This is a genomic window from Methylobacterium terricola (genome assembly GCF_006151805.1).
GTDB lineage: Bacteria > Pseudomonadota > Alphaproteobacteria > Rhizobiales > Beijerinckiaceae > Methylobacterium > Methylobacterium terricola.
Window position 1 is genome coordinate 143,246 of the sequence record NZ_VDDA01000005.1, and the last position, 21,965, is coordinate 165,210.

The window sequence follows — 21,965 nt, forward strand, 5'->3', positions numbered from 1 at the left end:
GGCGCCCGGTTCCAGGGCGCGGCGTGGTGTCCCGGCCGGGGCTGACTGCCCCGGACATGAGATCGCCTGCAGGGGCCCGGGTGTCGGCCCCGAGGGTCAGCCCCGAGCGTCAGCCCTTGGTGCGGACCACGACCTCGCGCTCGCGCCGCACCCGCTCGCAATCGGCCCAGTAGCCGTTGAGGAGCACCGGGGTCGAGGAGCAGCGATAGGCGACGTCGGGGCCTGGGGCCGGAACCGGGTCGCGGGCGATGATCGGGTTCGGCGCGCAGGCGGCCGGCAGGGCGGCCGCGGCGGCGAGAACGACGAGCTTCAGCGTGCGACGCATCGGATACCCAGGGTGGAGCGGAACCTTGGCCGCACCCTGACGCCCCGTACCGCCCGGATCAACCCGCGCCTGCACCGGGGCAGCGACCGGGAGGTGCGATTGCGCCTCCCCTGTCGCCCCCCTGCCACAAGTGCGAGGTCAGCCGGCCTTCTGCATCGGCACGATGTTGTGCAGCGTGCGGTCGGCGTTGTCGAAGAAGCGCCGGATGTTGCGGGCCGCCTGACGGATGCGCTGCTCGTTCTCGACCAGCGCGATGCGCACGTAATCGTCGCCGTGCTCGCCGAATCCGATGCCGGGAGCCACCGCCACGTCCGCCTTCTCGACGAGCAGCTTCGAGAATTCGAGGCTGCCGAGACCGCGGAAGCGCTCCGGGATCGGCACCCAGGCGAACATCGAGGCCGACGGCACCGGGATGTCCCAGCCGGTCTTCTGGAACGCGTCGACCATCGCGTCGCGGCGGCGGCGATAGGTGGCGCGCATCTCGTGGATGCATTCCTCCGGGCCGTTCAGCGCCGCGGTGGCGGCGACCTGGATTGGCGTGAAGGCGCCGTAATCGAGGTAGGACTTGACCCGGGTGAGGGCCGCGAGCAACCGCTCGTTGCCGACCGCGAAGCCCATCCGCCAGCCGGCCATCGAGAAGGTCTTCGACAGGGAGGTGAACTCCACCGCCACGTCGATCGCGCCCGGCACCTGCAGCACGGAGGGCGGCGGGTTGGCGTCGTCGAAATAGACCTCGGCATAGGCGAGGTCGGAGAGCAGGATCAGCTCGTGCTTCTTCGCGAAGGCAACGAGGTCGCGGTAGAAGTCGAGCGAGGCGACGTAGGCCGTCGGGTTCGAGGGATAGCACACCACCATCGCCACGGGCTTGGGGATCGAGTGCTGCATCGCCCGCTCGGCCGCCGGGAAGAAGGCCGGGGTCGGCTCGGCCGGGACCGAGCGGACCACGCCGCCCGCCATCAGGAAGCCGAAGGCGTGGATCGGGTAGCTGGGATTGGGCACCAGCACCACGTCGCCCGGCGCCGTGATGGCCTGCGCCATGTTGGCGAAGCCCTCCTTGGAGCCGAGCGTCGCCACCACCTGGGTGTCGGGGTTGAGCGAGACGCCGAACCGGCGCTGGTAGTAGTTCGCCTGGGCGCGGCGCAGGCCGGCGATGCCCTTCGAGGCCGAGTAGCGATCGGTGCGCGGCTTGCCGGCGGTCTCGACCAGCTTCTCGATCACGTGGCGCGGCGCGTCGAGGTCCGGGTTGCCCATACCGAGGTCGATGATGTCGGCGCCGTTGGCGCGGGCGGCGGCCTTGATCCGGTTGACCTGCTCGAAGACGTAGGGGGGCAGTCGCTTGATGCGGTGAAAATCGGTCATGGCCGGGTCCTGGATCGGCGCCGCCGCTGCGACGCGCGTGTCACACACGCTGTCTAGAGGGGTTTTGGGGGAAGAGGAAGTTCGCGGGGCCGGTATTGGGTCACTCGGCCGGCGGGACTTTTGGCGGGGCCGGCGGCTTGACCGCGCCGCCGACCTTGGCGGCGACGCGGCCCCGGGCCTCGTTGCGCTGGCGGCTGGCGTCGAGGTCGGCCTCCAGCGCCTTCACGCCGGCGGCCGACTTGGCACGAGTCTCGCGGGGCGGGGCCGACTCGCCGACCGGCAGGAAGTCGCCGCCGCCGCGGCGGGACTGGGTCACGAAGTCGGGCGCCGCGACCTCCTTCGGGCCGAACCCGGCCGACTTCGCGGCGTCGCGCACGGACGCGCCGTCGAGGACGCAGCCGCCGGCGAGAAGGCAGGCGAGCAGGATGGCGAGGCGGGCGAGCGGCGGTGCGGAAGGACGCGGCGGGACGGGGAAGACGGGCATGACGCTGAGAAAACCTTGCGCGAGGGCACCGTGGCGGCGAGGAAACCCGGTCCGGTGATCTGGCGGAACCGGCGGTCTGAGACGATATTTTGTCGGAAAGGCGGCTCGCCACGGCGGGACGCCGACAACCAGGGAGGGATGCGCGCGTGACGACCGAGAGGAGTACGGCGCCTGCTGCGCAAGTGCCAGGGGGACAAGTGCCGGTGGCGGACGTGGAGGCCCTGTCGCGCAATGCGGGCCTGATGACCGAGCAGTTCAGCCGGGCGCTCGCCGCCTACGCCAAGCCTCTCGAGGAGGGCAAGCCGAACACGGCGCTCGCCGATTCGGTGACCGAGGTGGTGCGCACGCTCGGCACCGTGGCCGAGAAATGGTTCACCGATCCCCAGAAGGCGATGGAGGCCCAGAGCCTGATCGGCGGCCAGTTCCTGGCCCTGTGGGGCTCGACCCTGCAGCGGATGCAGGGCGAGACCGTCACGCCGGTGGCCCTGCCCGACCCGAAGGACAAGCGGTTCTCCGCGCCCGAATGGTCGGCGAACCCGGTTTTCGACTTTCTCAAGCAGGGCTACCTGATCACGACCCGCTGGGCCGAGATCCTGGTCGACGAGGCCGAGGGGCTCGACGATCACACCCGCGCCAAGGCGCAGTTCTACGTCCGGCAGATCTCGGGGGCGATGTCGCCGTCGAACTTCCTCGCCACCAACCCGGAGCTGATCCGCGAGACCCTCCGGGAGAACGGCGCCAACCTCGTGCGCGGCATGAAGATGCTGGCCGAGGACGTCGAGGCCGGCGGCGGCGAGTTGCGCGTGCGCCAGACCGATCCGGGCCAGTTCAAGGTCGGTGTCAACATGGCGAGCACGCCGGGCGAGGTGGTGTTCCGCAACGACCTGATCGAGCTGATCCAGTACGCGCCGCAGACCGACACGGTGCTCAAGCGCCCGCTGCTGATCGTGCCGCCCTGGATCAACAAGTATTACATCCTCGATCTGAACAAGGACAAGAGCTACATCGGCTGGGCGGTGAGCCAGGGCCTGACGGTGTTCGTGATCTCGTGGGTCAACCCGGATGCGCGCCACGCCTCGAAGGACTTCGAGAGCTACATGCGCGAGGGCATCTTCGCAGCCCTGGAAGCGATCGAGCGGGCGACCGGCGAGCGCCAGGTCTCGGCGGTGGGCTACTGCGTCGGCGGCACGCTGCTCGCCGTCAGCCTCGCCTACATGGCGGCGGTCGGCGACGACCGCATCGCCAGCGCGACCTTCCTGACCACCCAGGTCGACTTCACCCATGCCGGCGACCTCAAGGTCTTCGTCGACGAGGCGCAGATCCGCTCGATCGAGTCCGGCATGCAGGAGCGCGGCTATCTCGAAGGCGCCAAGATGGCCAATGCCTTCAACATGCTGCGGCCGAACGACCTGATCTGGCCCTACGTCGTCAACAACTACCTGAAGGGCAAGGCGCCGCTGCCCTTCGACCTCCTGTACTGGAACTCCGACGCGACCCGGATGCCGGCCGCCAACCACTCGTTCTACTTGCGCAACTGCTACCTCGACAACAAGCTGTCGCGCGGCGAGATGGTGATCGGCAACGTCCGCCTCGACCTCGGCAAGGTCACGGCCCCGGTCTTCAACCTCGCCACGCGGGAGGACCACATCGCCCCGGCGCTCTCGGTCTTCGAGGGCTGCCGCGCCTTCGGCGGCACGGTCGACTACGTGCTGGCGGGATCGGGCCACATCGCCGGCGTCGTCAACCCGCCGGCCAAGCCCAAATACCAGTACTGGACCGGCGGTCCCGCCCACGGCACGCTCCAGGACTGGATCGCCACCGCGACCGAGCACAAGGGCTCGTGGTGGCCGTACTGGCTCCAGTGGCTCGAGTACCAGAACGGCGAACGGGTGCCGGCGCGCCAGCCCGGTGGTGATGCCCTGCCCTCGCTCGGCCCGGCGCCGGGGACCTACGTGCTCGAGAAGGCGTGAGATGCGAGAAGCCCCCGGGGCAGTGTCCCGGGGGCTTTCCTCCGAAGCGGTGCTCAAGGCCCGACGTCAATCAGCTTAGCCGTAAAGGGCCATCGAGAGGGTAAGAAGAGGAAGAGACCATCATGCCTTGCCCTCCGCGCGAAACAGCGCTTCGAGCAGGGCGACATTATCCTCCCCATCGGCCATGGCTGTCGCGTGCTGAGATCGGCACAGGACGGTCCACATCGGGTGGCTACCCGCCTCCGCCAAATCGGGCCGGCTGAGCTTCGACTCTCGAGCAGCGCCCGATCGCGGTGCAATCGGGCGCTGCTCGAGATCGTTGATTTCGCGGCATTTTCTTCGACGAGCTGGTGTCCGCTTCGTCGGCAAATGCTCTAGCCAGGGGCTGCGCGCCGCGTCTGCCCGGCTTCGGCCTCAAGGTCCCGTCTCAGACGAGCCATCTGCCGCTCCTGGACGCGGACCGCGACGTAGGCAACGCCGACTGCGACGATGGGGACGATCGGGGCAAGGACCGCAAACTCGTTCTTGGGATGGAGCCCTGTGAGAACGCGCCGTGCGAGACACTTTAGGAGCGCGGAGCCTCCGAGCCAACAGGAGACGATCCCCGCCAGAAACCATCATGGCACTTGGTTCAGCCCGCTGACCCCGAAGAGCCAACCGGTCAGGGGCGTGGCTGCGCCGACCGTGAAGCACGCCGTCGATGCCCGGTCGAGATTGGTGGCGAACAGCTTGGCGGTTTCGTTGGCGACGAGCTTGCGGTTATCGGGGATCGGAGCCGGCGGAGGAGTCGTCATGGTTGCGAATAGGCGTCCGACGACGAGTTCGAACCGGTCATCAGTGGGAAAGAGTGTCCACCGCGTCATTCCGGGGCCGCGCAGCGGAGCCCGGAATGACGTGCGGGGTGGGGACGCTGTCGAGAGGAACAGTGAACTGCGCCCTCGACGTCACCCTTCCCTCAATACTTCCGCACCAGCGGCACCGGGATCGGCGCCGGGGCCGGCGGGTTGTCCCAGCGGTACTTCAGGCCGACCGAGACGATGTCGGCGCTGGCCTCCGAGGTGGCCAGGAAGGCGAGCGGCGCGGTGTAGAGCGGCTCGCCCGGCACGATCGCGATGCGGTTGCGGCCCCCGACCGAGAACAGGTGCTGGTAGGAGACGTCGAACTGGATCTTCTCGCTGTAGCGGTAGCTGGCGCCGACCGAGGCGAAGTAGCGGTCGCCGTCGGGCAGGCGCGTCGAGCGGTTCGAGTTGTCGATCGGCGACTGCTCGTAGGCGAAGCCGAGGCGGCCAGTCCATTGCGGGGTGAAGTCGTACTCGGCGCCGACCGAGTAGTAGAACCCGTTCTTGTAGTTCAGCGGCAGGGCGGTCGCCGGCCGGCCGAGTGCCAGCGACACGATCGCCGGCGAGCCGATCCGGGTCCAGTTGTCCCACTCGAAGCCGAAGTTGAGGCGGAAGTCCCGGGTGATCGCCTGGGTCAGGCCGACCGAGACCTTCTCGGGGGTGTTGAGCGAGGCGCGGACCTGGCCGATGCCGAAAGCCGAGCCCTCGATCTGGTGATTGATCGACGAGCGGTAGCCGATGCCGAGCGTGGTGCCCTCGGACAGGCGCGCCACCACGCCGGCGGTGAAGCCCCAGCCCCAATCGTCGCCCTTGAGGAACGCCGTGTTCGCGCCGGGCGTGATGCCGGTGGCCTGGCGCAGGGTCAGCTTGAAGTATTCCAGCACCGGCCCGGCCGCGACCGACAGCCAATCGTTGACCTTGTAGCCGATCACCGGGTTGAAGCTCAGCGAGAAGACCTTCGACGAGCGGCTGTAGGTCTGGCCAGCCCAGACCGGGTTCGGCTTGGTGATGAGGCCGAACGGTGCGGCGCCGGACAGGCCGATGAACAGCCGGTCGCTGATCTGGTAGTTCGAGTAGGTCGCCGGCAGTACGGCGGCCTGGCCGATATCGCCCGAATTGCCGAGGCCGATCAGCGGCGGGAAGGTGCCGGTGGTCGGCGTGATCGTGGCCTGGGGCACCACCAGGGTGGCGTTGAAATCCGAGTTCCAGCCCGGCTTCATCGTGACGACGGCGGGGTTCCAGAACATCGACGACAGGCCGCCGGAGCCGGCGGCCGCGCCCGCGAAGGCCTGGCCCATCGCCTGGGCGCTCTGCTCGCGCAGGCCGAACGCTCCCGCCTGCGCCGCGCCGTGGGTGCCGGCCACGAGCGCCACCGATGCGCCGGCCAGAAGGGCCGCCCTCCTCAAACCCGTCATGACGTTACCTCGATACCCGATTCGCGTGCCGCGCGGCTTCACAGCGCCCGCAGCTTGGGCGGAATGATGCGGCAGCAGGCAGTCTGTGCGCAATCCCGCCGGGCTGCATGACATTCCCGGATTCAACCGTGCCGTCGGCGCGGATGGTCTTCGGCGGTCTTGGGCCGCGAGGACGATGAAGGGACTTTTCATCCGTTGACCATGTATAGAAAACGTCTTGCGTGTATACGACCTTACGTCAGAAAAACGCCCGCCGACATGCTTTCGCCTCAGATGTGACGAAACTGCAACGGGGCAAGCGGCCGTCCGGAGGACGGTCGGCTTGCGGAGGTCCCGCGCCGGCGCCAATGTCCCGGCCCGCATGGGATCGCGGCCGCAACGTTCCGGCCGGATCCTGAGGCGTGACGTGTTCGGGAGGCGACCATGAAGCTTGTGCGCTGGGGCGAGAGCGGGGCGGAGAAACCGGGGCTCGTCGACGGGAGCGGCGCCATCCGCGACCTGTCGGGCGTGATTCGCGACATCGCCGGTCCCTTCCTGGCCGCCGATACCCTGGCGAACCTGCGGGCGATCGATCCGGCGACCCTGCCCGAGGTGCCGGCCGGCACCCGGCTCGGCCCGTGCGTCGGCCAAGTGCGCAACTTCATCGCCATCGGCCTCAACTACGCCGACCATGCCGCCGAGACCGGCTCGCCGATCCCCGCCGAGCCGATCCTGTTCAACAAGGCGCCGTCCTGCATCGTCGGCCCGAACGACGACGTGATCCTGCCCAAGGGCTCGGCCAAGACCGACTGGGAGGTCGAGCTCGCCATCGTGATCGGCAAGCGCGCGTCCTACGTCCACGCCAACGAGGCGCTGGACTACGTCGCCGGCTACTGCGTCTGCCACGACGTGTCCGAGCGCGAGTTCCAGCTTGAGCGCGGCGGCACCTGGACCAAGGGCAAGGGCTGCCCGACCTTCGGTCCCCTCGGCCCCTGGCTGGTCACCCCGGACGAGATCGCCGACGTGCAGAATCTCGGGATGTGGCTCGACGTGAACGGGGAGCGGATGCAGACCGGCTCGACCCGGACGATGATCTTCGACTGCCGCCAGATCGTCTCCTACCTGTCGCACTTCATGCTGCTCGAGCCCGGCGACGTCATCACCACCGGCACGCCGCCCGGGGTCGGCATGGGGATGAAGCCGGCCCGCTTCCTGAAGGCCGGCGAGGTCGTCACCCTGGGCATCGAGGGCCTGGGCGAGCAGCGCCAGACGATCGTCGCCTTCGACGACTGGACCGCCAAGGTCGCGGCGGGAGAGCCGACGAACTGACGCGGCGGCGCCGTTCGACGAAGCGGCGGCCGGTTCGTCGAACGACAGGCGGCACGAAGGCTTGGCGCCCCGCCCGATGGCTCCCGGACGATGCGCCAAGCCGGGCCGGCGCTGCGGCCATGGGCCCGGTTCGAGAGGAGGAATCCATGAGCGTGCTCGTCGTCGATGATCATCCGATCGTGCTGCAGGGCTGCCGCCGGGTGCTGGAGGATGCCGGCGTCGAGACCGTGCACGAGGCCACCGGCATCGCCGCCGGCTATCGCCGCTTCCGCCGCCACCGTCCCGAGATCGTCGTGGCCGACCTGACCTTCCAGGGCGCCGCCCTGAGCGGCCTCGCGCTGATCCGGCGGATCCGCTCGGTCGCGCCGGGGACCCGGATCCTGGTCTTCAGCATGCACGACGATCCGGAGATCGCGGCGCGCGCCCTCGAGAGCGGGGCGGCGGGCTACGTGCTCAAGGACACCGCCTCGTCGGAGCTCCACCTCGCCTTCGAGCGGGTGCGCGACGGCGGCACCTACGTGGCGCCGTCGCTCGCCGCCGAGGTCGCGCGGCTGCGCTGCGAGGCGCCGGCCGGGCCTCCCCTCACCCCGCGCGAGCGCCAGATCCTCGAGCGGCTCGGCGCCGGCCGCTCGCACGGCGCGATCGCCGAGGAGCTGGGCCTCAGCTACAAGACCATCGCCAATGCCTGCACGCAGCTGCGCCGCAAGCTCGGCGCCCGCACGCTCGCTGACCTGATCCGCATCGCCCTGCGGGAGGCGACGCGGGCCTCCTGACGGCAGGCCTCCCGTGCAAGGCGCGCCGCGCCGGCCGAACCTTGGCCGCAAGATGGCGCCGGGCCCGGCCGCCCCGCAATCCGGCTCGACCTGCGAAGACAGTTAACGAATGTAAACCTCGGCAATCGGCCAGACCAAGGGGCCCGAATATACGCAAGATTATCTTGTTTTTCACTGTTCCATAATGTCGCCTTCTTCGGTTTTATGTTGCGCCCCGTCAAGCAACAAAATGGGAATGCGAAATGGTTTCGATGGCAAAGCTGGCGATCATTGGTCTCGCGGTAGCAGGTTCCGTGGGAGCGACCCTACAAGCCAGCACGCCCGCCGAAGCCCAGTCCGGTGCCGCCTCGTGGTATGGCCCCGGATTTCAGGGCCGGCGCACTGCGAATGGCGAGCGCTTCAACACGCACGCCTTCACGGCGGCGCATCGCCGCCTCCCCTTCGGCACCCGGATCCGCGTGACCAACACGACGAATGGCCGCTCGGTCGTGGTGCGCATCAACGACCGCGGCCCCTATGTCGGCGGCCGGGTGATCGACCTGTCCCAGGCCTCCGCCCGGGCGATCGGCATGTCGGGCGTCGCCCGGGTGCGCCTCAGCCGGCTGTGACGTCACGTCCGGAAGATCGTACGCTGCCCCGGTTGATCGCTTCGCGACGCCGCAAGCCGCCCTGCGACGCCATCGGTCGGGTCTCGTAACGGCCTTCGGCGCGCGAGAGGGCCCTCGCCCCCGGCCGGCCCCGCGCCGCTCCTGGGGCGCCGGGTCTCGCGCCCAGCGCGACCGGTCCGGCGGCGACGCCGCCCGGACGCATCGGTGGCAGTCCAGGGACAGTCGAAGACCGGCATCCCGGTGCCGCGCCGGCCGATCGACACGGCGCGATCTCAAGAAGATCCCGAGAGACAACTTGCCCGGGGCCGTAGATATGCTAAAGCTTCGCTAAGGTCGCGCTTACACATTCCGGCCAGGATTGTCTGGCCTGTACCCCTCCCCCTCCCCCTCCCCATCCGCTTTCCCGGAGAGACGACGTGCTCCTGCGCTCCAGCCTCATCCTCATCCTCACTGCGGGGGCCGCCTGCGCCCAGCCTGCCCTGGTCGACCGCGCGACGCTCAAGCAGCACTGCACCAGCGACTATCTCACCTATTGCGGCAACCTCCCGCCGGACGGGCCCGAGGTGCAGGCCTGCTTCCGCCAGAACAAGGCCAAGCTGTCGCCGGACTGCCAGGCCGCGATCACCGGTTACGTGAAGGCGCAGCGCCGGGGCTGACGACGGTCCCGGGCAGCCGCATCACGATCGCGCGAGGCACGTCGAGGGCGGGACAGGCGGCGCATCTCTCGCCCGGTCCCGTGGGCTGCCGGCGCGCAGGTCGGCCCGGTCCGCGGCAGGACCCTCGCAAAATCATTGCGCGCCAATGAATATTTGTGTCGGCATCTTCTGCTGAAGGCGCCTTGCCGTTCCCAGGCAGTCCCGACACATCCGAAGGTCGAACAAGGGCTCTCCCGTTCCTCCCCGGCAGCTTTCCCCGCGACGAGATCGCGTTCCATCGACCCGCGACGACCGTCGCGCGCGAGATCTGTCCTTACGGAAGTGACATTCATCGCCTTGTGATCTATCATAGGTTTTATTTCCTATGTGTAGAATACGCCAGCAGCTTGGCGAGATTCGCGATCCGGTGACGGATGGGGATATTTTCGTATTCATCGTCCGATAACATTCGCGGCGCATCGTCCCGGGCACGTGATGCCAGAGACCAACGCCGTGTCCTTTCTCCTCTCGAGCCACGCCGCACTGCTCGCGGCCGTCGATCGGTCGCAAGGCCGGATCGAGTTCGACCCGTCCGGGACGATCCTGGACGCGAACGCGTCGTTCCTGGCCCTGACCGGCTACGCCCTCGACGAGCTCAAGGGCCGGCATCACAGCCTCCTGGTGCCCGAGGCCGAGCGGTCGACCCCGGATTACATCGCGTTCTGGGACGGCCTGCGGCAGGGCCGGTTCGAGACGCGCGAGTTCCGCCGCATCGCCAAGGACGGGCGGTCGATCTGGATCCAGGCGTGCTACAACCCGGTGCTCGATCGCCGCGGCCGTGTCGCCCGGGTGGTGAAGCTCGCCACCGACATCACCGCCCGCAAGGAGCGCGACGCCTACCTGGCCGGCCAGATCGCGGCCCTCGACCGCTCGCAGGCGGTGATCCACTTCACGCCCGCGGGCGTGATCACCGAGGCCAATGCCGTCTTCCTGAAGGCGCTGGGTTATACCCGCGACGAGGTCGTCGGGCGCCATCACGGCCTGTTCGTCCCCGAATCCGAGCGGACGAGCCCCGATTACGCGGTGTTCTGGCAGGGGCTGGCCGAGGGTCGCCATCAGGCCGGCGAGTTCCACCGCATCGGCAAGGCCGGCCGGGACGTGTGGATCTTCGGGGCCTACAACCCGGTGCTCGACCCCGAGGGCAAGGTCTGCGCGGTGGTCAAGTTCGCCACCGACATCACCCGGCAGGTGCTCGACCGCCAGCGCCGGAGCGCCGGCCAGAGCGCGATCGAGGCCGACATCGCGGCGATCACCGTCGCGGTCTCGGACGTCTCGGAGCAGGCCCGCGCCACCACCGGGCAGACGGTCCAGACCTCCGGCAACGTCGAGGCGGTGGCTGCCGGCACGGAGGAGTTCGCCGCCTCGATCGCCGAGCTCGGCCGCCACGCCGAGGATGCCCGCTCGGCCTCCGACGCGGCGGTGCGCAAGGCCCAGGATGCCGGCGACATCGTCGCGAGCCTGACGCAGGCCGCCCATCGGATCGGCGAGGCGGTGTCGCTGATCCGCTCCATCGCCGACCAGACCAACCTTCTGGCGCTCAACGCCACCATCGAGGCGGCCCGCGCCGGCGCCGCCGGCCGCGGCTTCGCGGTCGTCGCCGCCGAGGTCAAGGCGCTCGCCGGCCAGTCGGCCCGGGCGACTCAGGAGATCGGGACGCAGATCGACGCCGTCCAGGGCGCGACCACCGCCGCGGTGACGGCGATCGAGGCGATCGTCGCCGCCATCGGCCACGTGAGCGAGATCTCGGTCGAGGTGTCCTCCGCCATCACCCAGCAGGCGGCCGTGACCCGCGACATGTCGGCCAACATGCAGAACGCCGCCCAGAACGTCGCCGCGGTGCGCCGGAACATGGAGCGCATCACCGGCTCGGCCGGCGACGTCGACGCCTCGATCCGCAAGGTCGCGCAGGCGGCCAGAGCCCTGCTGTAGGGAGATCCTCCTTCGGGCGAGGCCCCGCTCCGGGTCGTGCTCCCGGCCTTCGATCGGGCCGGATCGTCTGCGACGGCCCCGGCGCCCGCTTCGCCGGACGATGCTCTAGGCGCTGAGCCCGAGCAGCACCACGAGGGCGATGCCGAGGGCGAGGCACGAGGCAGCGGCGAGCAGGACGGGCATCCGATGACCTCCGAGGGAGCGACGACGCAGCCCTCCTAGCCGCGGAGTGAGGCCGCTCCGTGACGATGGGGCAGAACCGCGCTGGCGACAGGACCGCTTCGGGAAGGACGGCGCGGTCTTGGTCCCCGGAAGGAGCGCGGCCGATCCAATCTCGTTGCCGCGGCCGAACGGCGTAGTCCGCCACCGCCGAAAGCGCTTCGCCTTCCCCGATTCGACAAGGTGGCCCGGCTCCCGGCCCGTGCTCTGATCGCATCCTGCGTGCAGGACCGCGAGCGACGGTGCGGCGCCCGCTCGGCCGGGAGCGGCCAACGAAGTCGGACCAGCGAGGACGGAAATGCCGAGTGTCGACGTCATCATCCCGTGCTACCGCTACGCGGATTTCCTCGCCGAGAGCGTCGGCAGCGTGCTCGCCACCGAGGAATGCGACGTCCGCGTCCTGATCCTCGACGACGCCTCGCCCGACCACACGCCGGACGTCGCCGAGGCCCTGCGCCGGGCCGACAGCCGGGTGGAATACGTCCGGCACGCGACCAATCACGGTCACATCGCCACCTACAACGAGGGCCTGGCCTGGGCGCGGGCGGAATGCCTGCTGCTGCTGTCGGCCGACGATTTCGTCACGCCCGGCGCCCTGTCGCGGGCGGCCCACCTCCTGCACGAGCGCCAGGACCTGACCATGGCCTACGGGCCGTTCCTGAGCGTCGAGGAGGGCCGGCCCCGCCCGGCGATGCCGTCGGCGGACCGCGATGCCGCCCACGTCGTCTACGACACGCGGCAGTTCTTCGCCCTCAACCGCGTCATCAACCCGATCCACACCTCGACGGCGGTGGTGCGCACCGCGGTCCAGCACCGGGTCGGCGGCTACAGGCCGGAGCTGACCCATTCCGGCGACCAGGAGATGTGGCTGCGGCTGGCGCTTCGCGGGCCGGTCGCCCGGATCGACCGGCCGCAGGGCGTGTGGCGCCAGCACGGCAGCAACATGTCGTCGTACTACTACGAGGAGATGCTGCGCGACATCGACCAGCGCCGACGGATGTTCGATAGCGTCTTCGACGATCCCGAGGCGGCCTGCATCGCCGACATGAAGGCGGAGATGCGGCTCGGTCTCGCCATGTCGGCCGTGCGGCATGCCAGCCAGCCCTTCGACCGGGGCGACGTCGCCGGCGCGCGGGCCATGATGGCGCAGGCCGCCGGCATCAGCCCGGCGGTGCGCCGCACGCGGGTCTGGTGGCTGCAGCGCGCCAAGATGGCGATGGGCCCGCGCGCCTGGCAGGCGATGCGCCCGGTGATCACCCGGCGGCTCGGCCTCTCGCTCGGCCGCTTCGTCACGCCGATCGAGAGGCCGGACGCGGTCTGACGGTCGTGCCGTCCGGCCCTCAGGCCCCGGCCTGACGGCGGCTGGCGGCCTCGTGCGCGGCCGGCGCGGCCGGGCGCTTCGGGAACGGGATGATCTGGCAGTGGCTCTCCGGCACCACGGCCTCGCGCCGGCGGGCCGAGCGTTCCACGGCGGAGGCGATCGCCAGCATCGCGCGCGGGGAATAGCCGCGACGGCGCAGCCAAGCCGGGATCGGGGAGTAGCGAGTCGTCATGGTCCGTGAGCCGATGCAGGTGGGCGACGGCGTTAGTTCAAACATGGATGCCGGGTGCGGGAAACGCCGCTGCGTCCCAATCTCTTGTCCCAGAATCCCAAGGCGGCGGATCGACCCCGGGACCCGCCTTGAAGGCCGGCGCCGCCGCCACAGGTGCCTTCGCCCCGCCCGGGTTGCGCCCCTGAGGCCGCCTTCGGTACCGGCCGCCTCCCCCCTTCGCGGTAGCGCTCCCTAAGCCCTCGGCCGGTGCCGGGGAGCACCGGAAGGCGCGGCTCTCGGTCCGGTTCGGCGCTGGTAAGCAAGGAGGCAGGCCGGCGCTTCCCCTGGCGTCCGACCCCGCCCTCGCGCCCGACCCCGGATCATCCCGCCATGGCCCCGCTCGTCTCCCCCTGCGCCTCCCTCTCCATCGTGATCCCGCTCTACCAGAAGGCGGACGTGATCGGTCACACCGTCGAGGCAGTCCTGCGCCAGACCTTCGAGCGGTTCGAGCTGATCGTCGTCGACGACGGCTCGACCGATGGCGGCGGCGACGTCGTCGCGGCCTTCGCTGATCCGCGCATCCGCCTGATCCGCCAGGCCAATGCCGGCAGCGCCGCGGCGCGCAACCGCGGCGTCGCGGCGTCGCGGCACGACTGGATCGCCTTCCTCGATGCCGACGATCTCTGGGCCGGACGGCACCTCGAGAACCTCCAGGCGGCGGCCTCCCGCGGCGACGCAGTGGCGGTGTTCGCCAACCACCTGCTGGCGAGCCGCGCCGCGCCGGTGATGAGGGCGGCCATCCCCGACCAGCGCGTCGACGACGTCTTCGCCTTCCTGCTCGCCACCTACCCCTACGCGGTGCATTCGAGCAGCGTGCTGGTGGAGCGCGCGGCCTTGCTCCGGGCCGGCCTGTTCCCGGTCGGTGCCGTGATGGGCGAGGATACCGACACCTGGTGCCGCCTCGCCCTCGAAGGGCCGTTCCGCTACGTCGCCGAGCCGACCGCGGTCTACCGCGACGGCCACCCGACCAGCATGCTCGCCCAGCAGATGCGCAAGCGCCCGCTGCCGCCGCCCTTCGACCGCACGCTCACCGCCCTCCTGCGGCACGGCGCGGTCCCGGCCCCGCTGGTGCGCTCCGCGGACCGCTACCGCAACTTCCTGATGCTCGAATACGCCCGCCAGCTCCTCGATGTCGGCGACCCCGACACCGCGCGGGACACCTTGCGCCGGCATTGCCGCCTCGCCGACGATCCCGTGCGCTATGCCAAGCGCTTCCTGCGGACGTGGTCGTTCGGCCATCGCCTCTACGCGCTGTCGCGGCAATGGGTGCCGTCGCGGTAAAAGACAGCGCGCGTCCACGCTGCCTGCCCGAGCGGGCGACACCGTCGATGCCGCTGCGCGTCGTCCCGGGGTGTCGCCTCCGGTTGGGTCCCGGGGTGACGATGGCGGGTGCGAGACCCGTCCTGCCGCATCGCCGGCGACCGGTCCCGCCGAACGTCGGGAAAATTCCCGGTAGCCCAGGCAACCTGTCCCAATTGACGGACAGCAACCTGTCTGCATAATCGGACAGGTGAGCGCCGGCGGATGACCGCGGACGGCTCATGCAAGCCACGAGCCAGGGATGGCCCCGTGACCTCCGCGATCGAGCCCCAGAAGGCGCGCCGGCTCTACCTGCTGCTGCGCGACCAGATCACCAGCGGCCGGCTGCCGAGCGGCGCCCGGCTGCCGGGCGAGCCGGTGCTCGCCGCCGAGCACGGCTTGGCGCGGGTGACCGTGCGGCGCGCCCTCGACCTCCTGGCGAGCGAGGGGCTGGTCCGCCGCCGTCCCGGCTCGGGCACCTTCGTGCAGGGGCCGGCCGGCGCCCGGCCGGTAATCGGCGATTTGCCGAACCTGCTCTCGGGGCTGATCGCCATGGGCCGGGCCACCGGCGTGCGGCTCCTGTCCTTCGAGTACGTGGCGGCGCCCGCGATCATCGCCGAGGCGCTGCTGCTGGAGCCCGGCGAGCGGGTGCAGCGCTCGGTCCGCGTCCGCCTGATCGACGGCCAGCCCTTCTCCTACCTCACCACCCACGTGCCCGAGCGGGTCGGCCTGTCCTACTCGGAGGCCGATCTCGCGGCGACGCCGCTCCTGTCGCTGATGGAGCGCTCCGGCGTCACCGCCGACCGGGCGACCCAGGCGATCGGCGCGACGCTCGCCGGACCCGAGGTGGCGCAGGCCCTCGACCTCGAGGTCGGCTCCGCGCTGATCGATCTGACGCGCGTCGTGTTCGACCGGTCCGGCCGCGGCGTCGAGCACCTGCACGCGCTCTACCGGCCCGACCGCTACGCCTTCCAGATGGACCTCGTGCGCACCGGCGATGCCGGCGAGCGCCGCTGGACGCCCGCCGTTCCCCGCCCGGTCAAGCCCGAATCCCCCCGCCGCCCCGCCGCCAGGAGACCCGCCCCGTGACCTCGATCGTCTCCCCCTCCCGCCGCGCGGTCCTGCGCACCGGCCTCGCCGCGACCTCGCTCGTGGCGATGCCGGCGATCCTGCGGGCGCAAGGGGCGCCCGTGAAGCTCGGCATCATCCAGCCGGTGACGGGGGCGCTCGCCAATGACGGCGACCTCGGCAAGCTCGGCGCCGAGTTCGCCGTGCAGGACATCAACGCGGCCGGCGGCCTCAAAAGCCTCGGCGGCGCCAAGCTCGAGATCGTCTTCGCCGACAACCGGTCGAGCCCGGAAGTCGCGGCGCAGGAGACCGAGCGCCTGAACGGCGAGGGCGTGGCGGGGATCGTCGGCGGCTTCGCCAGCGGGCTCTGCGCCACCGCGAGCCAGGCGGCGTCGCGCTACGACCTGCCCTATCTGATCGATGTCGGCGTCGCCGACCAGCTGACCCAGCGCGGCTTGAAGAACACGTTCCGGTTCTCGCCGAGCTTCGGCATGGTGACGAAGGACGCGCTTCAACGCCTCGTCGCCCTCAACGACGCGGCCGGCAAGCCGGCCCGCACGGTGGTGATCGTGCACGAGGACGGGTTGTTCGGCTCCGGCCTCGCCAAGCTTCTCCAGGCGGAGCTGCCGAAGCTCGGCTTCGAGATCCTGGAGACCGTGTCGCATCCGACCCCGGCCCGCGACATGGCGAACGTCGTCCTGCGCATCCGCTCGCTCCAGCCCGACCTCGTCATCCCGTCGAACTATTACGGCGAGTTCGTGCTGCTCGCCCGCACGATGCAGCAGCAGCGGGTCCGGCCGAAGGGCATCTACGCGATCCTCGGCGGCGGCGCCTCTTCCTTGCGCTTCGTCAAGGAGTTCCCGCAGGCGGCCGAGGGCGTGATGGATTGCAACCACTGGCCCGATCCGAAGAACCCGCTGACCGCCGAACTGCGCAAGCGCACGGAAGCCGCGGGCCGCGCCTTCGCCTACAACGTGCCGATGAACTACTCCGCCGTGCGGCTGATGGCCGAGGCGATCGAGAAGGCCGGCGCGCCCGACCGGCTCAAGATCATCGAGGCGCTCTCCACTCAGAGCTTCGCCAGCGGCGTGATGCCCTATGGCCAGTCGAAGTTCGTCAACGGCCAGAACACGTCGGCACTGCCGCTCAACACCCAGGTCCAGGGCGGCGACGTCAAGGTGATCGCACCGCCCGACTTCGCCGAGGCGAAGGCCAACTACCCCTACAAGGCGTGACGATGTACGCGCCCCAGATCCTGATCGAGGCGGCCCTCAACGGCCTGATGACGGGGGCGGTCTACGCCCTCATCGCCCTCGGGCTGACCCTGGTCTACGGGGTGCTGCACATCATCAACTTCGCGCATGGGGGCCTGCTCACCGTCGCGATGTTCGCGGTCTGGGGCGCCTTCGCGCTGTTCCACGTCGATCCCTATCTCGCGATGATCGGGATCGTGCCGCTGATGTTCGGGCTCGGCTACGGGCTGCAACGCTTCGTCATCGGCCCGGCGAGCCACGGCAGCGACAACAACGTGCTGCTCGTCACGCTGGGCCTGTCGATCGTGCTGGAGAACGCGCTGCTGGCGCTGTTCCGCTCCGACACCCGGGCGCTCGACTCCGACGCCGCGCTCCAGGTCGTCGAGCTGGGTCCCCTCCTCCTCTCGACGCCGCGGCTGATCGGCTTTGCCGCCTCGCTCAGCCTCACCGGCCTGCTCTGGCTCGTCCTCAACCGCACCGATACCGGCCGCGCGATCCGGGCGGTGGCGCGGGAGAAGCTGGGGGCGCGCCTCGTCGGCATCGAGGTCGACCACATCTACGCCGTGACCTTCGGGCTCGGCTGCGCGTGTCTGGCCGTCGCCGCCTGCCTGCTGATGCCGACCTACTACGTCAACCCGCGCTCCGGCGCCGCCTTCGTCCTCGTCGCCTTCACCATCGTGGTCTTGGGCGGCATGGGGTCGATCGCCGGCGCCCTCCTCGGCGGCCTGATCATCGGCGTGGTCGAGAGTTTTTCCGGGCTCCTCCTCGGCGACAGCCTCGGGCAGATCGGGATCTTCCTGATCTTCATCCTGGTGCTGCTGGTGCGGCCGACCGGCCTGTTCGGAGCCCGCGCATGACCGCCCGCGATCTCGCGCCCGTCCTCCTCGTCTTGGGCGCGCTCGCCGCCCTGCCCTTCCTCGGGCTATCGGGCAGCGGGCTCAACTTCCTCGTCACCACGCTGATCATCGCGCTCGCGGGCTTGGGGTGGAACGTGCTCGGCGGCTTCGGCGGCCAGTACTCGTTCGGCCACGCCGCCTTCTTCGGCACCGGCGCCTACGCCACCGCCGTCCTGCAGCTGAAATTCGGCTGGAACGCCTGGGGGGCGCTCGCCGCCGGGATCGGGCTCGGCACGCTGGTCGGCCTCGCCATCGGCTATTTGAGCTTCCGGGCCGGCCTGCGCGGCTCCTACTTCGCCCTCGTGACGCTGGCCTTCGCCGAGGTGTTCCGCATCCTGGCGAACACCGCCGACATCACCGGTGGAGCCGCCGGCCTGCTGCTGAAGCTCCAGCCCGGCCTCGCCACCCTGCAATTCGCCGACCGGCGCATCTTCGTCCTCCTGGTCCTCGCCTTCGTCGGGCTGGCGCTCGTCGCCTCGCGCTGGCTCGAGCGCTCGCGCTTCGGCGCCCACCTGATCGCGGTGCGCGAGAACGAGGAGGCGGCCCGCGCGCTCGGGGTCGATGCCCTCGCGGTGAAGCTCGGCGCCATCGCGCTGTCCGCCGCGATCACCGCCGCGGCGGGCGGGCTCTACGTGCAGTACTTCCTCTACCTCGATGCGGGCGTGGCCTACGGCACCTGGATCTCGGTCGAGGCGCTTTTGGCGCCGATCGTCGGCGGCATCGGCACCGCCTTCGGCCCGCTCGTCGGAGCGCTCGCGCTCCAGGGCCTCGGCGAGCTGACCAAGCACCTCGCCGGCGGCATCCCGGGGGTGGATCTGGTGGTGTTCGGCGCCTGCCTGATCGCCGTCATCGCCTTCGCGCCGCAGGGCCTCCTGGGCCTACGGCGCCGCAAGCGCGCCGCCACGGCGGGAGCCTGACCGATGCTCGCCGTCGATTCCCTCACCAAGCGCTTCCAGGGCCTCGTCGCGGTCGACCACGCCTCGCTCGCCGTGCCGTCGGGCTCGATCACCGGGCTCATCGGCCCGAACGGCGCCGGCAAGACCACCCTATTCGGCATGATCTCCGGCTTCCTCACCCCCAGCGAGGGTCGGGTCCTGTTCGAGGGGCAGGACGTGACGAACGAGGCGCCGCACCTGCGGGCGCGCCGCGGCATCGCCCGCACCTTCCAGATCGTCCAGCCCTTCGCCGGGCTCACCGTCGCCGAGAACATCGCGGTCGGCGCCTATCTGCGCCACCCGCGCCGGGCGGATGCCGTCGCGAAAGCCCGCGAGGTCGGGACCCGGGTGGGTCTCGCCGACCAGCTCGACAAGCCGGCCGCCGACCTCACGGTGGCCGGGCGCAAGCGCCTCGAGGTCGCCCGCGCGCTTGCCACCGAGCCGCGGCTTCTCCTCCTCGACGAGGTGCTGGCGGGCCTGAACCCCTCGGAGATCCGCGACATCCTGCCGGTGGTCCGCTCCATCCGCGACGGCGGCGTCACCATCCTGATGATCGAGCACATCATGCAGGCGGTGATGACCCTGTGCGAGGAGGTCTTCGTCCTGGCGCAAGGCAAGATGATCGCGTCCGGCCCGCCACGGCAGGTCTGCGCCGACCCGAGGGTGATCGAGGCCTATCTCGGCAAGGGCGCCGCCGCCCGGATGCAGGCTGAGGAGGCGGTCGATGCTTGAGATCGCAGGGCTTCGCGCCGGCTACGGCGCCACCGAGGTCCTGCGCGGCCTCGACCTCTCGGTGCGGGCCGGCGAGATCGTCGCGGTGCTCGGCGCCAACGGCGTCGGCAAGACGACGCTCAACAAGGTGCTGTCCGGGGTGGTCTCGGCGCGGTCCGGCACGATCCGCTTCGACGGGCAGGCGATCACCGCGGCGTCCGCCGCCTCCATCGTCGAGGCCGGGCTGATCCACGTGCCGGAAGGCCGCAAGATCTTCCCGAACCTCAGCGTGCGCGAGAACCTGGTGCTGGGCAGCTACCGCCGCGGCCGGGCGCGGCGGGGGCAGAACATCGAGCGGGTGTTCGCGACCTTTCCGCGCCTGCGCGAGCGGGCGGCCCAGGCCGCCGGCACCCTCTCGGGCGGCGAGCAGCAGATGCTCGCCATCGGCCGCGGCCTGATGGCCGAGCCGCGCCTCCTCATCCTCGACGAGCCCTCGCTCGGGCTCTCGCCGCTCCTCGTCGAGGAGATGTTCACGCTCGTCCGGACCCTCAACCGCGAAGGCCTGCCGATCATGCTGGTGGAGCAGAACGTGGTGCAGTCGCTCGATCTCGCGACCCGCGCCTACATCCTGGAGAACGGCACCGTCGCGCTCGAAGGCGACGCCGCCACCCTCGCCGCCGACCCGGCCCTGCGCCGGGCTTATCTGGGGTTGTAAGCCATGGGTATCGTCACCCCCGGTATCGTCCCGGCCACCACCCTGCTCGCCGAGCCGAGCCCCGCCTGGCTCGGCCGCTGGACGGCGTTCGCCGCCGGTCTCGCCCCCGCCGACATCGCCGAGCCGGCGCTCGACCGCGCCCGCCTCGTCCTTCTCGACAGCCTCGGCGTCATCGCCGCCGGGATGCGCGAGCCGGAATGCCGGGCGCTGGCGGAGCGCCTCGCCGCCCGCCGCAGCGGCGCCGCTCCGGCGATCGGCAGCGGCCTCTCCCTCGATCCCCGCGACGCCGCCCTCGTCAACGGGACTGCGGGCACGACGCTGGAGCTCGACGAGGGCAACCAATACGCCCGCGGCCATCCGGCGATCCACGTCGTCCCGGCGGCGCTGGCCGCCGCGCAGGCGGTCGGCGCCTCGGGTGCCGACCTGCTCGCGGCCCTCGTCCTCGGCTACGAGATCGGCGCCCGGATCGGCATCGCCTCGCGGTTGCGGGTGACGATGCACCCGCACGGCACCTGGGGCACGGTCGGGGCGGCGCTCGCCGTCGCCAAGCTTCATCGCGCCGACGCGGCCGGGATCGGCCGGGCAATCGGCCTCGCCTCGTCGCTGGGCTTGAGCACCAGCCGGCGCACGATGCTGGAGGGGGCGACGGTCCGCAACACCTATGCGGGCTTCTCCAACCAGCTCGGGCTGACCGCCTGGGACCTCGCCGAGAGCGGCTTCCTGCCGGAGCGGGACGGGATCGGCACGGTCTATGGCGGCATCCTCGCCGACGACTTCTCGCCCGAGGCGATGGTCGACGATCTGGGAACCCGCTGGGAGATCGCCCGCAACTACTTCAAGCGTCACGCCGCCTGCCGCTACACCCACGGCGCCCTCGACGCCCTGGCGCAGATCCGGGCCGAGGCCGGCCCGCTCGACCCGGACGCGGTCCGTTCGGTCGAGGTCGCCACCTACGTCTGGGCGGCGCAGCTCGACCATCCGGCGCCCGAGACGATGCTGGCGGCGAAGTTCTCCCTGCCCTTCGCCCTCGCGACGGCGCTGGTGCGGGGCGAGGCGAACACCGACGCCTTCCGCGACGCGGCGAGATCCGACCGCCGCATCCTGTCCCTCGCCCGCCGGGTGATGGTGCAGGAGGACCCGACCATGACGGCACAGCTGCCGGGTCTGCGGCCCGCCAAGGTCACGCTGACGCTCGCCGACGGCCGCAAGCTCGCGGCCAAGGCGCTCACCAACCGCGGCGATACCGAGGACCCGTACTCGGCCGACGATGTCCGGGAGAAGTTCCGGGCGCTCGCGGGGCCGGTCTGGGGGGCGGAGCGGAGCGAAGCGGTCATCCGGGCGGTGGCGGGGATCGAGACGGCGGAGGGGATCGGGGAACTGCTGGCGCTGGTGGCGTGAGCGCAAGATACGATTGGCTCAGATCCTCGCCAGTTCGCCGATTAGAATTGGCGAAAATCGTCAGACTATGTGGATTATGGCTCTCAACGAGCGCTGCGTAGGCAAAATGAGGCGCGGGATCCCCTCTCCCGTGTGGGAGAGGGGTAGGGGTGAGGGTGGAGACGGCGCCGTTAA

At 70.5% G+C, this 21,965-nt stretch carries 21 protein-coding genes; 15 read left to right on the top strand and 6 right to left on the bottom strand.

Annotated elements, in window-relative coordinates:
- Positions 1 to 109: 109 nt before the first annotated feature.
- The 3 genes from FF100_RS14020 to FF100_RS14030 form a co-directional block, all read right to left on the bottom strand.
- Positions 110 to 325, bottom strand: a complete 216-nt coding sequence (locus tag FF100_RS14020) for a hypothetical protein (RefSeq protein ID WP_139036315.1) — start codon at positions 323 to 325, stop codon at positions 110 to 112.
- A gap of 138 nt (positions 326 to 463) precedes the next feature.
- Positions 464 to 1,684: an LL-diaminopimelate aminotransferase gene (locus FF100_RS14025; protein WP_139036316.1), complete on the bottom strand. Its 1,221-nt coding sequence runs from the start codon at positions 1,682 to 1,684 to the stop codon at positions 464 to 466.
- Positions 1,685 to 1,784: 100 nt separating this feature from the next.
- Positions 1,785 to 2,168: a hypothetical protein gene (locus FF100_RS14030; RefSeq protein WP_246102078.1), complete on the bottom strand. Its 384-nt coding sequence runs from the start codon at positions 2,166 to 2,168 to the stop codon at positions 1,785 to 1,787.
- Positions 2,169 to 2,314: 146 nt separating this feature from the next.
- On the opposite strand from FF100_RS14030, the gene phaC reads away from it, so the two are divergent.
- A complete protein-coding gene (gene phaC, locus FF100_RS14035) occupies positions 2,315 to 4,138 on the top strand; it encodes a class I poly(R)-hydroxyalkanoic acid synthase (RefSeq protein WP_425463308.1) in 1,824 nt (607 codons plus the stop codon).
- A gap of 617 nt (positions 4,139 to 4,755) precedes the next feature.
- On the opposite strand, the gene FF100_RS37050 is transcribed toward phaC, so the two are convergent.
- Together FF100_RS37050 and FF100_RS14040 are read right to left on the bottom strand one after the other, a co-directional pair.
- Positions 4,756 to 4,932 carry a hypothetical protein gene (locus FF100_RS37050; RefSeq protein ID WP_171070152.1) on the bottom strand — a complete coding sequence of 59 codons (177 nt, stop codon included), beginning with the start codon at positions 4,930 to 4,932 and terminating at the stop codon, positions 4,756 to 4,758.
- Positions 4,933 to 5,093: 161 nt separating this feature from the next.
- Entirely contained in the window at positions 5,094 to 6,392 is a 1,299-nt protein-coding gene (locus tag FF100_RS14040) for an OmpP1/FadL family transporter (protein WP_139036317.1), read from the bottom strand.
- A 423-nt stretch (positions 6,393 to 6,815) separates the two neighbouring features.
- On the opposite strand from FF100_RS14040, the gene FF100_RS14045 reads away from it, so the two are divergent.
- The 6 genes from FF100_RS14045 to FF100_RS14070 all read left to right on the top strand — a co-directional run bounded on the left by FF100_RS14045 (position 6,816) and on the right by FF100_RS14070 (position 13,245).
- Positions 6,816 to 7,700, top strand: coding sequence for a fumarylacetoacetate hydrolase family protein (locus FF100_RS14045; RefSeq protein WP_139036318.1), 885 nt, complete (start codon positions 6,816 to 6,818; stop codon positions 7,698 to 7,700).
- A gap of 146 nt (positions 7,701 to 7,846) precedes the next feature.
- Positions 7,847 to 8,473: a response regulator transcription factor gene (locus FF100_RS14050; RefSeq protein WP_139036319.1), complete on the top strand. Its 627-nt coding sequence runs from the start codon at positions 7,847 to 7,849 to the stop codon at positions 8,471 to 8,473.
- 242 nt (positions 8,474 to 8,715) lie between these two features.
- Positions 8,716 to 9,081, top strand: a complete 366-nt coding sequence (locus FF100_RS14055; RefSeq protein ID WP_139036320.1) for a septal ring lytic transglycosylase RlpA family protein — start codon at positions 8,716 to 8,718, stop codon at positions 9,079 to 9,081.
- 416 nt (positions 9,082 to 9,497) lie between these two features.
- Positions 9,498 to 9,737 (top strand): hypothetical protein, encoded by a 240-nt coding sequence (locus tag FF100_RS14060; protein ID WP_139036321.1) that lies wholly within the window; start codon positions 9,498 to 9,500, stop codon positions 9,735 to 9,737.
- A gap of 492 nt (positions 9,738 to 10,229) precedes the next feature.
- Positions 10,230 to 11,705, top strand: a complete 1,476-nt coding sequence (locus tag FF100_RS14065) for a methyl-accepting chemotaxis protein (protein ID WP_246102079.1) — start codon at positions 10,230 to 10,232, stop codon at positions 11,703 to 11,705.
- A gap of 517 nt (positions 11,706 to 12,222) precedes the next feature.
- The gene (locus FF100_RS14070) at positions 12,223 to 13,245 is read left to right on the top strand and encodes a glycosyltransferase family 2 protein (RefSeq protein ID WP_139036323.1); all 1,023 of its coding nucleotides are present in this window, start codon (positions 12,223 to 12,225) and stop codon (positions 13,243 to 13,245) included.
- Between the two features lie 19 nt (positions 13,246 to 13,264).
- On the opposite strand, the gene FF100_RS14075 is transcribed toward FF100_RS14070, so the two are convergent.
- Entirely contained in the window at positions 13,265 to 13,477 is a 213-nt protein-coding gene (locus FF100_RS14075) for a hypothetical protein (protein WP_139036324.1), read from the bottom strand.
- Positions 13,478 to 13,846: 369 nt separating this feature from the next.
- Here FF100_RS14075 and FF100_RS14080 point away from each other — a divergent pair, with 369 nt between their 5' ends.
- From FF100_RS14080 to FF100_RS14115, 8 genes are all read left to right on the top strand, one after another.
- Complete coding sequence (locus tag FF100_RS14080; protein WP_139036325.1) at positions 13,847 to 14,797, top strand: glycosyltransferase family 2 protein; 951 nt, start codon at positions 13,847 to 13,849, stop codon at positions 14,795 to 14,797.
- Positions 14,798 to 15,085: 288 nt separating this feature from the next.
- A complete protein-coding gene (locus FF100_RS14085) occupies positions 15,086 to 15,904 on the top strand; it encodes a GntR family transcriptional regulator (protein WP_139036326.1) in 819 nt (272 codons plus the stop codon).
- The gene (locus FF100_RS14090) at positions 15,901 to 17,118 is read left to right on the top strand and encodes an ABC transporter substrate-binding protein (protein ID WP_425463309.1); all 1,218 of its coding nucleotides are present in this window, start codon (positions 15,901 to 15,903) and stop codon (positions 17,116 to 17,118) included. The genes FF100_RS14085 and FF100_RS14090 overlap by 4 nt, the downstream gene beginning before the upstream one ends.
- 2 nt (positions 17,119 to 17,120) lie before the next feature.
- A complete protein-coding gene (locus tag FF100_RS14095) occupies positions 17,121 to 17,993 on the top strand; it encodes a branched-chain amino acid ABC transporter permease (protein WP_139036327.1) in 873 nt (290 codons plus the stop codon).
- The gene (locus tag FF100_RS14100) at positions 17,990 to 18,949 is read left to right on the top strand and encodes a branched-chain amino acid ABC transporter permease (RefSeq protein ID WP_139036328.1); all 960 of its coding nucleotides are present in this window, start codon (positions 17,990 to 17,992) and stop codon (positions 18,947 to 18,949) included. Before FF100_RS14095 ends, FF100_RS14100 begins: the two co-directional genes overlap by 4 nt.
- Positions 18,950 to 18,952: 3 nt before the next feature.
- Positions 18,953 to 19,699 (top strand): ABC transporter ATP-binding protein, encoded by a 747-nt coding sequence (locus FF100_RS14105; protein WP_139036329.1) that lies wholly within the window; start codon positions 18,953 to 18,955, stop codon positions 19,697 to 19,699.
- Positions 19,692 to 20,393 (top strand): ABC transporter ATP-binding protein, encoded by a 702-nt coding sequence (locus tag FF100_RS14110; protein WP_139036330.1) that lies wholly within the window; start codon positions 19,692 to 19,694, stop codon positions 20,391 to 20,393. Before FF100_RS14105 ends, FF100_RS14110 begins: the two co-directional genes overlap by 8 nt.
- A 3-nt stretch (positions 20,394 to 20,396) precedes the next feature.
- A complete protein-coding gene (locus FF100_RS14115; RefSeq protein ID WP_139036331.1) occupies positions 20,397 to 21,791 on the top strand; it encodes an MmgE/PrpD family protein in 1,395 nt (464 codons plus the stop codon).
- The last annotated feature ends 174 nt before the right edge of the window (positions 21,792 to 21,965 follow it).

Bases quoted from the DNA above. Each gene is read 5' to 3' on its own strand.
- FF100_RS14020 (WP_139036315.1), bottom strand. From the start codon at position 325: ATGCGTCGCACGCTGAAGCTCGTCGTTCTCGCCGCCGCGGCCGCCCTG.
- FF100_RS14025 (WP_139036316.1), bottom strand. From the start codon at position 1,684: ATGACCGATTTTCACCGCATCAAGCGACTGCCCCCCTACGTCTTCGAG.
- FF100_RS14030 (WP_246102078.1), bottom strand. From the start codon at position 2,168: ATGCCCGTCTTCCCCGTCCCGCCGCGTCCTTCCGCACCGCCGCTCGCC.
- FF100_RS37050 (WP_171070152.1), bottom strand. From the start codon at position 4,932: ATGACGACTCCTCCGCCGGCTCCGATCCCCGATAACCGCAAGCTCGTC.
- FF100_RS14040 (WP_139036317.1), bottom strand. From the start codon at position 6,392: ATGACGGGTTTGAGGAGGGCGGCCCTTCTGGCCGGCGCATCGGTGGCG.
- FF100_RS14045 (WP_139036318.1), top strand. From the start codon at position 6,816: ATGAAGCTTGTGCGCTGGGGCGAGAGCGGGGCGGAGAAACCGGGGCTC.
- FF100_RS14050 (WP_139036319.1), top strand. From the start codon at position 7,847: ATGAGCGTGCTCGTCGTCGATGATCATCCGATCGTGCTGCAGGGCTGC.
- FF100_RS14055 (WP_139036320.1), top strand. From the start codon at position 8,716: ATGGTTTCGATGGCAAAGCTGGCGATCATTGGTCTCGCGGTAGCAGGT.
- FF100_RS14070 (WP_139036323.1), top strand. From the start codon at position 12,223: ATGCCGAGTGTCGACGTCATCATCCCGTGCTACCGCTACGCGGATTTC.
- FF100_RS14075 (WP_139036324.1), bottom strand. From the start codon at position 13,477: ATGACGACTCGCTACTCCCCGATCCCGGCTTGGCTGCGCCGTCGCGGC.
- FF100_RS14080 (WP_139036325.1), top strand. From the start codon at position 13,847: ATGGCCCCGCTCGTCTCCCCCTGCGCCTCCCTCTCCATCGTGATCCCG.
- FF100_RS14095 (WP_139036327.1), top strand. From the start codon at position 17,121: ATGTACGCGCCCCAGATCCTGATCGAGGCGGCCCTCAACGGCCTGATG.
- FF100_RS14100 (WP_139036328.1), top strand. From the start codon at position 17,990: ATGACCGCCCGCGATCTCGCGCCCGTCCTCCTCGTCTTGGGCGCGCTC.
- FF100_RS14105 (WP_139036329.1), top strand. From the start codon at position 18,953: ATGCTCGCCGTCGATTCCCTCACCAAGCGCTTCCAGGGCCTCGTCGCG.
- FF100_RS14110 (WP_139036330.1), top strand. From the start codon at position 19,692: ATGCTTGAGATCGCAGGGCTTCGCGCCGGCTACGGCGCCACCGAGGTC.
- FF100_RS14115 (WP_139036331.1), top strand. From the start codon at position 20,397: ATGGGTATCGTCACCCCCGGTATCGTCCCGGCCACCACCCTGCTCGCC.